The sequence below is a fragment of the Carboxydocella sp. JDF658 genome, assembly GCF_002049395.1.
GTDB lineage: Bacteria > Bacillota.
Genome location: NZ_BDLR01000034.1, coordinates 20507 through 30540 on the forward strand (window position 1 = coordinate 20507; position 10034 = coordinate 30540).

8 protein-coding genes, 10 tRNA genes and 2 riboswitches are annotated in these 10034 nt (G+C 49.9%); of the genes, 7 read left to right on the plus strand and 11 right to left on the minus strand.

The genetic code is table 11. From position 1 onward, the window contains the following. Window positions 1–10: 10 nt before the first annotated feature. From JDF658_RS06955 to ald, 3 genes are all read left to right on the plus strand, one after another. Window positions 11–1105, plus strand: a complete 1095-nt coding sequence (locus JDF658_RS06955; protein ID WP_079906963.1) for a tetratricopeptide repeat protein — start codon at window positions 11–13, stop codon at window positions 1103–1105. 10 nt (window positions 1106–1115) lie between these two features. Then, a complete protein-coding gene (locus JDF658_RS06960) occupies window positions 1116–2684 on the plus strand; it encodes a sigma-54-dependent Fis family transcriptional regulator (protein WP_079906965.1) in 1569 nt (522 codons plus the stop codon). Between the two features lie 155 nt (window positions 2685–2839). Beyond that, complete coding sequence (ald, locus tag JDF658_RS06965) at window positions 2840–3970, plus strand: alanine dehydrogenase (RefSeq protein ID WP_079906967.1); 1131 nt, start codon at window positions 2840–2842, stop codon at window positions 3968–3970. 94 nt (window positions 3971–4064) lie between these two features. On the opposite strand, the gene JDF658_RS06970 is transcribed toward ald, so the two are convergent. The 10 genes from JDF658_RS06970 to JDF658_RS07015 form a co-directional block, all read right to left on the minus strand. Beyond that, window positions 4065–4140: transfer RNA gene (locus tag JDF658_RS06970), tRNA-His, on the minus strand. Between the two features lie 10 nt (window positions 4141–4150). Continuing rightward, window positions 4151–4227, minus strand: a tRNA-Arg gene (locus JDF658_RS06975). 23 nt (window positions 4228–4250) lie between these two features. Beyond that, window positions 4251–4326: transfer RNA gene (locus tag JDF658_RS06980), tRNA-Trp, on the minus strand. Window positions 4327–4333: 7 nt separating this feature from the next. Then, window positions 4334–4410, minus strand: a tRNA-Arg gene (locus JDF658_RS06985). Between the two features lie 8 nt (window positions 4411–4418). Beyond that, window positions 4419–4493 (minus strand) — tRNA-Gly (locus JDF658_RS06990). 180 nt (window positions 4494–4673) lie between these two features. Continuing rightward, a tRNA-Lys gene (locus JDF658_RS06995) sits at window positions 4674–4749 on the minus strand. Between the two features lie 10 nt (window positions 4750–4759). Continuing rightward, window positions 4760–4834: transfer RNA gene (locus tag JDF658_RS07000), tRNA-Gln, on the minus strand. 7 nt (window positions 4835–4841) lie between these two features. After that, a tRNA-Asp gene (locus tag JDF658_RS07005) sits at window positions 4842–4920 on the minus strand. Window positions 4921–4925: 5 nt separating this feature from the next. After that, window positions 4926–5001 (minus strand) — tRNA-Val (locus tag JDF658_RS07010). Window positions 5002–5005: 4 nt separating this feature from the next. Further along, window positions 5006–5081, minus strand: a tRNA-Glu gene (locus JDF658_RS07015). Between the two features lie 201 nt (window positions 5082–5282). After that, window positions 5283–5374, plus strand: a riboswitch (SAM riboswitch). Between the two features lie 81 nt (window positions 5375–5455). Between JDF658_RS07015 and JDF658_RS07020 the strand changes: the two genes are divergently transcribed. Both JDF658_RS07020 and JDF658_RS07025 read left to right on the plus strand, forming a co-directional pair. After that, on the plus strand, window positions 5456–6604 hold the full coding sequence (locus tag JDF658_RS07020; RefSeq protein WP_079906969.1) for a PLP-dependent aspartate aminotransferase family protein: 1149 nt from the start codon (window positions 5456–5458) through the stop codon (window positions 6602–6604). A gap of 3 nt (window positions 6605–6607) precedes the next feature. Beyond that, window positions 6608–7753, plus strand: coding sequence for a PLP-dependent aspartate aminotransferase family protein (locus tag JDF658_RS07025; RefSeq protein WP_079906970.1), 1146 nt, complete (start codon window positions 6608–6610; stop codon window positions 7751–7753). Between the two features lie 69 nt (window positions 7754–7822). Here JDF658_RS07025 and JDF658_RS07030 read toward each other — a convergent pair whose 3' ends face one another. Continuing rightward, window positions 7823–8032, minus strand: a complete 210-nt coding sequence (locus JDF658_RS07030) for a hypothetical protein (protein ID WP_078666659.1) — start codon at window positions 8030–8032, stop codon at window positions 7823–7825. An 86-nt stretch (window positions 8033–8118) separates the two neighbouring features. Then, window positions 8119–8209: riboswitch (cyclic di-GMP riboswitch) on the minus strand. 156 nt (window positions 8210–8365) lie between these two features. Between JDF658_RS07030 and scfA the strand changes: the two genes are divergently transcribed. Both scfA and scfB read left to right on the plus strand, forming a co-directional pair. Continuing rightward, window positions 8366–8506 (plus strand): six-cysteine ranthipeptide SCIFF, encoded by a 141-nt coding sequence (scfA, locus tag JDF658_RS07035; RefSeq protein ID WP_079906971.1) that lies wholly within the window; start codon window positions 8366–8368, stop codon window positions 8504–8506. Window positions 8507–8577: 71 nt separating this feature from the next. Further along, window positions 8578–9930: a thioether cross-link-forming SCIFF peptide maturase gene (gene scfB / locus JDF658_RS07040; RefSeq protein ID WP_079906972.1), complete on the plus strand. Its 1353-nt coding sequence runs from the start codon at window positions 8578–8580 to the stop codon at window positions 9928–9930. The last annotated feature ends 104 nt before the right edge of the window (window positions 9931–10034 follow it).

The window sequence follows — 10034 nt, forward strand, 5'->3', positions numbered from 1 at the left end:
GGTTGTCACGGTGATTGAATACTTTTATCTACAAGCGGGAGAAAAAGAGATGATAGGGAACGTGGTGATTGACGAGAGGTTTCCCTTGCCTGTGGTGCAGGAAGACCTTGCTTATATGTTCAATAACGATAAGGGTATTCCCTGGGTTTACTTCATTAAAGGAATGGTATATGTGCTGGCTGAGGAAATCGACCCGGAAAACCACCAGAAATACTGGGAGTTTCTTCAGAATTATGACCCCAACCTGGCGGAAAAACTGGTGGCAGAAGGAGCAAAAGCTGCTGAAAAAGGTGCAAAAGACTGGGCGTTACGCTACTGGCAGGTAGCTGCTCGTCTAGATGGCAATCAGCCGGAGTTGCTCTATAATTATGGCATGTATTTTCTTGAAGAAGCGGCCAGGGCTAATGAAAACAGCAAAAGGGAAGAAATGCTGGAAAAAGCGGAAGAATATCTGGAAAAAGCGATTTGTATTAAAGGGGACTGGGCTTTGCCCTGGTACCGTCTAGGGTTTGTTTATCGTCATCTAGGCGACTGGGCTGAGGCTAAAGAAGCCTGGCAAAAAGCCCGGGAGCTGGGAGTGCCGGCAGAAGTAGAGGCGGAGATTGAGCAATTAATCAATGATATCGATAGAATAGAACTGGTAGAATCCCAGTTTAAAAGCGGGCGAGCTTCACTGGCTCAGGGCAAGCTGAAGCAGGCAGTTTTGCTGCTTCAACCCCTGGTAAAAAAATATCCCGACTGGTGGGAAGCAAAATACTACCTGGGGCTGGCGTATCGTTATCTAGAGGAATATGATAAAGCGATTGCTGTTTTAAGCGAAACAGTAAAACAGGCTCCCTGGTTCATTTCCGCTTACAATGAGCTGGCTATGTGTCTTTTTGTCCAGGGAGAACTGGAAAAAGCAGCAGATTATCTCTGGTTGGCTATTGCTAAACAACCTAAGGATGCTGGTTTATGGACAAACCTGGGCCTGGTGTATCAGAAGCGGGGTCAGTTGGAGGATGCTGCCAAATGTTTCTACAAGGCACTGGAATTTAATCCTAAAGATGCCTTTGCTTTAAATTATCTTGCCGAATTGCCGGAAGAGTATCGCCGACCCTGCTAGGAGGGGAATTATGGCTATACTGCGATTTCGCATTGTCTACCAGGATCGGGTAGGGATTTTGTCTGATATAGCCAGGGAGCTTTCCCTGCAACAAGTTAACATCATTACTCTTGAACTTTCCCCCAATGTTATGTTTATGGAAGCGGAACTGCCGACGGGCCTGGATTTCAGCCGGATTAACCTGCTATTGCATAAGGTGGAAGGAGTCAAGGACGTCGAACTGATTGAGCGCATGCCCCACCAGGAACGGGAATGGCACTTACAGGCCTTGCTGGATTCCATCAGTGATGGTATTCTGGCTATCGATCAGGAGAGCAAAATCGTAACCATTAATCCGGTAGCGGAAACTATTTTCCGCATTAAGCGGCAGGAAGCTCTGGGCCGACCGGTAGCGGAAATTTTAAGCCCGGATATTCCCATGCTCAAATGCTTGCAGGATGGGCAGCCCTATTCCCATAAAGAAATGATTCTCAATACCAGGCGGGGGAGATTGCACTTCCTGACTACCGGGCGTCCGATTAAAGATGAAAAGGGCCGTGTTATCGGGGTGGTAGCCAGTATCAAGGATATGAGTGAGGTCAGACAGCTGGTTTACTCGGTAACCCAGCCGCCAATGACCACTTTTGCAGATATTCTCAAGACCAGTCCCTCCTTGCGCCCCCTAATCGATTTGGCGCAGACCGTAGCCAGAGGCAATTCCACTATCTTAATCAGGGGAGAGAGCGGTACGGGGAAGGAACTGCTGGCCCGGGCCATCCACATGGCCAGCCGGCGGCGGGGCAAGCCCTTTGTCCCCATTAACTGCGCTGCCCTGCCTGACTCCCTGCTGGAGGCGGAATTGTTTGGCTATGGCGAAGGAGCTTTTACCGGGGCCAAAAAAGGCGGTAAACAGGGGCTATTCGAATTTGCACATCAGGGTACCCTTTTTCTTGATGAAATCGGTGAACTATCTCCCCATCTGCAGGCCAAGCTTTTGCGAGTATTGCAGGAAGGGAGAGTGAGAAGAATTGGGGAGCAAGAGGAAATCCCGGTAGATGTCCGCATCATCTGTGCTACCCATCGCAACCTGGAGGAAATGATTGGAAATGGACGTTTTCGGGAAGACCTTTACTACCGTTTAAATGTTGTCCCTCTATATTTGCCCCCCTTGCGCGAGAGAAAAGAAGATATCCCCGGTCTGGTGAAAAGCTTTATTGAAAAGTTTAACCAGCGCCTGGACAAAAATGTCCAGGGCATTGAACCTCAGGCTCTGAAGCGGCTGGAGAGTTATGACTGGCCAGGCAATATCCGCGAGCTGGAAAATGTAATTGAAAGGGCTATGAATCTGGCAGCGGGGCCGCGTCTGCAGGAACAGCATATACTCCTGGAAAGAAATCAGGAAGTGCGCTCAACCCTTCCCAGAAACAATTTTGGGGAAATGCGCACTTTGGCTGAAATTGTTGCTGAAGTGGAGAAAGAAGTTATTCGTCAGGCCCTCAGTCGGTATAAAAGTGGGCGCCAGGCGGCTAAAGCGCTAGGGCTATCTCACACTGCCTTGCAAAATAAAATCAAGAAATATCAGCTGGCCGATGGCAACTAATCTTGCCATCGGCAATTTTCGTTGCCATAATTGGAAACTAATATTGCCAAAATAAAAGAATGGAAACCGGGAACCTTATTAATAAGCTATTCGACAAATCGGCACAATTTTTGCAATAGTAGATGGTGCAGAAATTCAAGGGAGGTATGTTTTTTATGATTATTGGTGTACCCAGAGAGATTAAAAATAATGAAAACCGGGTTGCTATTACTCCGGCAGGTGTTCAGGCAATGGTAGCTGCCGGGCATAAGGTAGTAATTGAAAACAATGCCGGTGTAGGCAGCGGTATTAGCAACGAAGAATACATTGCTGCTGGGGCGGAAATTCTGGCCACTCCTCAGGAAGTATTTGCTGCTGCCGATATGATTATGAAGGTAAAAGAGCCCCTGCCGCAGGAATATGACCTTTTCAAAGAAGGCCAGGTTTTGTTCACCTATCTGCATCTGGCTCCCGAACCGGAACTGACCCGGGCCCTGCTGGCCAAGAAGGTAGTGGGCATTGCTTACGAAACCGTTGAGCTGGACAACCACACCCTGCCCCTCTTGACTCCCATGTCTGAAGTGGCCGGCCGGATGGCAGTGCAAATCGGTGCCCGTTTCCTTGAAAAACCCCAGGGTGGCAAGGGTATCCTGCTGGGCGGTGTGCCCGGGGTACCTGCTGCTGATGTAGTGATTATCGGTGGCGGTGTGGTAGGTACCAATGCTGCCAAGATGGCTATGGGTATGGGTGCTCAGGTAACCATCATCGACAAGAGCGCTGACCGTCTCCGTTACCTGGATGATATTTTCGGTGGCCGCATTAAAACCCTGATGTCTAACTCCTACAACATCGAACGGGCTGTGCGTTTTGCTGACCTGCTCATCGGGGCGGTTCTGATTCCGGGAGCAAGGGCGCCCAAACTGGTTACCGAAGAAATGGTCAAGCAAATGAAACCCGGTTCCGTAATCGTCGACGTAGCCATTGACCAGGGTGGTTCAGTAGAAACTATTGACCGGGTAACAACTCACAGTGATCCGGTTTACGAAAAACACGGTGTGATTCACTATGCTGTAGCTAACATGCCTGGTGCTGTGGCCCGAACTTCTACTTTTGCCCTGACCAATGTTACCTTGCCGTATGCTCTGGAACTGGCCAACAAAGGCTGGGAAAAAGCTGTACGGGAAAGCAAGCCTCTGGCCCGTGGAGTTAATACTGTCGATGGTAAGCTGACCTATCAGGCAGTAGCTGAGGCTCTGGATCTGCCCTATACACCTTTGACCGAAGTCTTACCTGGCGTACAACTCTAATGAAAAATAACAGCCCCCATCCCTGCGGATGGGGGCTTTAGGATTCGCATTAAAAAGGTTCGAACCTCCAACTTCGAACCTCGAACTTCGTATATGGGGTGACCGATGGGAGTCGAACCCACGCATGCAGGGGCCACAACCCTGTGCCTTAACCACTTGGCGACGGTCACCATAAATAAATGGCGCGCCCGGCAGGACTCGAACCTGCGACACTCTGCTTAGAAGGCAGATGCTCTATCCAGCTGAGCTACGGGCGCAGTCTATATGCAAATAAAATAAATGGCAGGGGAGACAGGACTCGAACCCGCAACCTACGGTTTTGGAGACCGCCGCTCTACCAATTGAGCTACTCCCCTACATAAATGGCGCGCCCGGCAGGATTCGAACCTGCGACCACCAGATTCGTAGTCTGTTACTCTATCCAGCTGAGCTACGGGCGCATGTTGTATGGAGCGGAAGACGGGATTCGAACCCGCGACCCTCGCCTTGGCAAGGCGATGCTCTACCACTGAGCCACTTCCGCATTATATAGTTCGCTTGATTATAAACTTCGCATTACTGCGTCAGCTGTCGCTGCGGCATCCTCGACGTACCTCCAGTACGCCTCCGGTGCCTCGCTCCAGCTTCCTTGTACTGCTCGTTTCTAATCAAGCTCAATGAGCAAGCTGACGATTTCGAACCTCGCACCTCGAACTTCGAATAGTGGTGAGCCATGCTGGACTCGAACCAGCGACACCCTGATTAAAAGTCAGGTGCTCTACCTACTGAGCTAATGGCTCACATTGGAAATGGCTGGGGTGGCTGGATTCGAACCAACGCATGGCGGAGTCAAAGTCCGCTGCCTTACCGCTTGGCTACACCCCAGCGGAGATGGCGGAGCAGACGGGATTCGAACCCGCGACCTCCTGCGTGACAGGCAGGCATCCTAGACCAGGCTAGACCACTGCTCCGCGTATGGTGGGCGATGACAGGATCGAACTGCCGACCCCCTGCTTGTAAGGCAGGTGCTCTCCCAGCTGAGCTAATCGCCCATGATGGTGACCCCTACGGGATTCGAACCCGTGTTACCGCCGTGAAAGGGCGGTGTCTTAGACCACTTGACCAAGGGGCCGTTACCGAACTCGTCAGCGACATTTGATAGTTTATCGCATTCCGGCCCACTCTGCAATGGCAAGTAGATTCGATTTTAATAGTTTATTCCCGACATTCTTATATTTTCTCCGAAATACAATGGAATATTCCTCGGTACAAAAAATTTTTGCAGAAACTTTTATTGACAAATCCGATGGGAAAACTTAAAATTAAGAAGACGACCTTATCAAGAGTGGTGGAGGGACTGGCCCGATGAAACCCGGCAACCGGCTGGTAAACCAGCGTCCTGGTGCCAATTCCTGTAGATAAGGCGGTTTTGTGCAAACAAGACCTGCCTTGGGCAGGTTTTTTTCTTATCCAAAAGGATAAAGTAAATGGAGGAGGTAGAAGGAAATGCAGCTGGAAACTATTCTGGCTCAGCTAGGGGTTCGCAAGGATCAGGGGACAGGCAGTATTACCATGCCTATCTATCAAACGGCCACTTTTGCTCATCCTGCCCCAGGGCAATCTACCGGTTTTGACTATTCCCGTTCCGGCAACCCTACCCGGCAGGTGCTGGAAGAAGCTATTGCCGCTTTAGAGGGCGGGTGTAGAGGTTTTGCCTTTAGTTCCGGCATGGCGGCTTTGACAGCAGTCTTTCAAATATTTAAGCCAGGAGATAGAATCCTGGTTTGTGATGATTTATATGGCGGTACCTATCGTCTGTTTGAACAGATCCTGCGTCCTCTCGGACTGGCCTTTACCTATCTGGATTTCAGTAATACCAGCGAGGCGGACTGGGAAAACTATGCAGGTCAGGATGTAAAGGCGGTATTTATTGAAACCCCTACTAATCCGTTGATGAAAATCTATCCATTATCCCGCCTGGCCCAATTCTGCCAGCGGCATCAATTATTATTGCTAGTAGATAATACTTTTATGACTCCCCTGCGCCAGCGTCCCCTATTGCTGGGGGCGGATATCGTTATTCATAGTGCCAGCAAATATCTGGGTGGGCACAATGATTTGATTGCAGGCCTGGTCGCAGTCAAGGACCCTGAGCTGGCGGAACGGGTGTATTTTTATCAGAATGCCTGCGGAGCTATACTGGGACCACAGGATAGCTGGTTGTTGCTGCGCGGCCTGAAGACTCTGGCGGTACGGCTGGAACGTCAGGAGCAAAATGCAGCCGGAATAGCTTCTTATTTAAATAAACACCCGAGGGTAAGAAAAGTCTGGTATCCTGGCCTGGCAGAGCATCCGGGAAGAGAGTGGCATTTTGCTCAGGCCAGCGGGCCAGGAGCTATGGTGTCTTTTGAAGTGGAATCAAAGGAGCTGGCATTAGAGGTCTTAAGCAAAATCAGACTTATTTCGTTTGCGGAAAGCTTAGGCGGAGTAGAATCGCTGTTGACTTATCCTGAAACCCAGACCCATGCGGATATCCCGGAAACAGAGAGAAGGAATAGGGGTATTACTGATTGTTTGTTGCGCTTATCAGTTGGCCTGGAGCATCTGGAAGATTTGCTGGCAGATCTGGAACAAGCTCTAGGCGGGGAGGTATAGAAAATGGAACGCGATTTAAAGGAAAAAAGTCTTTACGTTCATGCGGGTCCGCGGGGTGATAAACATACAGGTGCCGTAAATGTCCCTGTTTATCTCACCAGTACCTTTGACCAGGAGGAATTGCCTGCTCGCAAACCCTATGAATACAGCCGGGGCCAGAACCCTACCCGGGAAGCTCTGGAACAGGCTATTGCCAGACTGGAAGGGGGTAAATACGGTTTTGCTTTCAGCTCCGGGATGGCGGCTATCTCTACAGCTCTCTGTTTATTCGCGACCGGGGAGCATGTACTGGTGACGGAAGATTGTTATGGTGGTACTTACAGGATTTTGACCAAATTCTTTGCCCGCTATGGGGTGGAATTTGATTTTGTGGATACTACCGATCTGGAACAGGTAAAAAAGGCGATAAAACCCAATACCAGAGGGATTTTTGTGGAATCGCCCAGCAATCCCCTGATGCGGATTACCGACCTGGCGGCTTTGAGCCAGCTGGCCCGGGAAAAGGGGCTGATTACCCTGATTGATAATACCTTTGCTACCCCTTATTTGCAAAAACCCCTGGCGTTAGGCATTGATGTGGTGATCCACAGTGCGACCAAATACATCGGGGGACATAGTGACCTGCTGGCGGGTCTGATTGTGGTCAATGATGAACAGCTGGCCCGGCAAATCAAGCTGGTTCAGATGGCCTTTGGGGCAGTTCTCAGTCCTTTTGACTCCTACCTGACCTTGCGGGGGCTAAAAACCCTGGCTATTCGCATGGAACAGCAGCAAAGCAACGCCCGGGAACTGGCCCTCTGGCTGCGGGATAGAAAAAAGGTGAAAAGGGTGTATTATCCCGGCTTCAGCGACCATCCCGGTGCGGAAATTCACCAGCGCCAGGCCCGGGGACCAGGAGCAGTGATCACCATTGATCTGGGCAGTGAAGAAGAAGCCATTGCCTTTATTAATTCTACCAGCATTCCGGTCATCGGGCCTAGTTTGGGCGGAGTAGAAACCATTATCACCCATCCTTTTTCCATGTCCCATGCCGGTATTCCGGCGGAAATCAAGAACCGGCTGGGAATTACGCCGGGACTGGTGCGAATTTCGGTAGGGATAGAAGAAGTTGAGGATTTGAAACAGGATTTTTCAGCTCTGGACCGATAATTGCAATTATTTTTAGTCACGTGTCTGCCAGAAAAAACTCCCCTGAACTTTCTGTTCAGGGGAGCCTTGTTAGCTCTCAAATAACACATTGGCATTATAACCGGAACCGCCCGTTTGCCGCATCAGGTCTTTGAAAGTCTTGGGCTGAACGGTACGGATGGGAATTTGTTTGCCGCAGACCGAGCAAATAATGCGCCGTTTCCCCGAAATCGGCTCTCTCTTGGTGATGAGTGTGTCCATTGAGACATGAAGAAATCCACATTTGCATTCCAGTTCCATATATTACACCCCCAAATGAAAAAGCCTTTCCAGGAAGCCTCCAATGGAAAGGCGGAGCAATCTGTGGCTCTCTATCTCTTTCCAGCTTCGGCAACCTGGCAATCATAGCCTCCGGAGCGAGGCCTTAGACCCATGGCTTTGCGCCCCCACCTTTCGATGGGTTTGCCTTTATCGACTGTGTGTAGTATTTCACTTATTAATTTAGCACTATTTGTAACAAGTGTCAACTCTTAATTGGTGAAAAATGACGAAAAAACTCAAATGGCTTGCCAAGGCAGGGTTTAACTGTTAAAATTATTTAGGGAAAATCAATAATGTGAGGAGGATATTCTAATGGCTAAGCATATTAAAACTCTGGCTGTAAAAAATCTGCAAAGTACCGTTAAAACCGGGGGTTGTGGCGAATGCCAGACCAGCTGTCAATCAGCTTGCAAAACTTCCTGCACAGTTGGTAACCAGGTTTGTGTAAGATAAAGAAAGGGCCTGACCTCACCTGCGGGGTCGGGTTTTTTACTGTCTAATGCTGTTTAATGAGGTGGTAGACATTGTTGCATAAATTTACCCTCTTTGGCAGTAGGATTGTCTATGATGTGGCTTCCGGCTCCGTCCATGTAGTGGACGAGCTGACCTGGCGGATTCTGGACTACTGGCCGGTTGCAAGTCGGGAGGAGATTGGAGCCAAATTAGGGCAGGAATATAGCCGGGAAGAAATCGAGGAAGCGGTCCGGGAGCTGGAGGAATTAAAAAAGGAGGGTCTGTTGCTGGCAGAGGACCAGGCTCCGGCTGCTTTGCATTTGCGCCAGCAATCGGTAGTAAAGGCCCTTTGTCTCCATGTAGCCCATGACTGCAATTTGCGCTGCCGTTATTGTTTTGCCGGCACCGGGCCTTTTGGCGGGGACCGTACTCTGATGAAGGAGGAAACAGGGCGTCAGGCCATTGACTTCTTGCTTAAAGCCAGCGGAAAGCGGCAGCAGGTGGAAATTGACTTCTTTGGCGGGGAGCCGCTGATGAATTTTCCGGTAGTCAAAAACCTGGTGGCATACGGCAAAGAGGCGGCCGCGGCAGCCGGGAAGAAAATCAAATTTACTTTGACTACCAATGCCCTGTTGCTAACTGAAGAAATTGAACGGTGGTTGAATGAAGAGGAAATGGCAGTGGTTCTAAGCCTGGATGGGCGTCCGGAGGTCCATGATCGCATGCGCCCCCGGCTGGATGGCAGTGGTTCTTACCAGCGTACTGTTGACCATATCCTGCGTTTTGTTAACAGCCGTAACCAGGAAAATTATTATGTGCGGGGAACTTTTACCGGCTTACAACCGGATTTTGCGGCAGATGTCATTTACATGGCTGACCTGGGGATTAAACACCTGTCGGTAGAACCGGTAGTAGGGGCGCCGGAAGAGGATTATGCCCTGAAGGAAGAGCATCTACCACAATTGCTGGCAGAATATGAACGGCTGACAGAGGAGTTTTTGCGGCGCCAGGAAACAGGGCAGCCCTTTACCTTTTTCCATTTCAACCTGGATCTAACGGGTGGCCCTTGTCTGGCCAAACGGCTATCCGGTTGTGGTGCGGGCCATGAATATCTGGCCTGCGACCCGGAGGGCAACCTCTACCCCTGTCATCAATTTGTCCGCAATAAAGATTTCTGGCTGGGAACAGTAGATACAGGAGTAGAAAAACCGGAGCTGGTCCAGCGTTTTCAGGAGGCCCATGTCTTCAACAAGCAGAAATGTCAGAATTGCTGGGCCCGCTATTTATGCAGCGGTGGTTGCCATGCCAGCAACTACCACAGCCATGGCCATTTGCTGGAACCATATGAAATGGGATGTGCCCTGGAAAAGAAGAGACTGGAATGCGCTATTTATATTCAGCTAAAAACTGCAGGTCTTGTTTAAATTTTAGAGCTAATTGCGTTGTCAGATAATCCTGACAGGCCAAGGGATTAGCGGAAGGACGAAAATAAATTTACCCCAGAAAAAGGTGTATAGGAAAGGGTTTT

Bases quoted from the DNA above. Each gene is read 5' to 3' on its own strand.
- JDF658_RS06960 (WP_079906965.1), top strand. From the start codon at position 1,116: ATGGCTATACTGCGATTTCGCATTGTCTACCAGGATCGGGTAGGGATT.
- ald (WP_079906967.1), top strand. From the start codon at position 2,840: ATGATTATTGGTGTACCCAGAGAGATTAAAAATAATGAAAACCGGGTT.
- JDF658_RS07020 (WP_079906969.1), top strand. From the start codon at position 5,456: ATGCAGCTGGAAACTATTCTGGCTCAGCTAGGGGTTCGCAAGGATCAG.
- JDF658_RS07025 (WP_079906970.1), top strand. From the start codon at position 6,608: ATGGAACGCGATTTAAAGGAAAAAAGTCTTTACGTTCATGCGGGTCCG.
- JDF658_RS07030 (WP_078666659.1), bottom strand. From the start codon at position 8,032: ATGGAACTGGAATGCAAATGTGGATTTCTTCATGTCTCAATGGACACA.
- scfA (WP_079906971.1), top strand. From the start codon at position 8,366: ATGGCTAAGCATATTAAAACTCTGGCTGTAAAAAATCTGCAAAGTACC.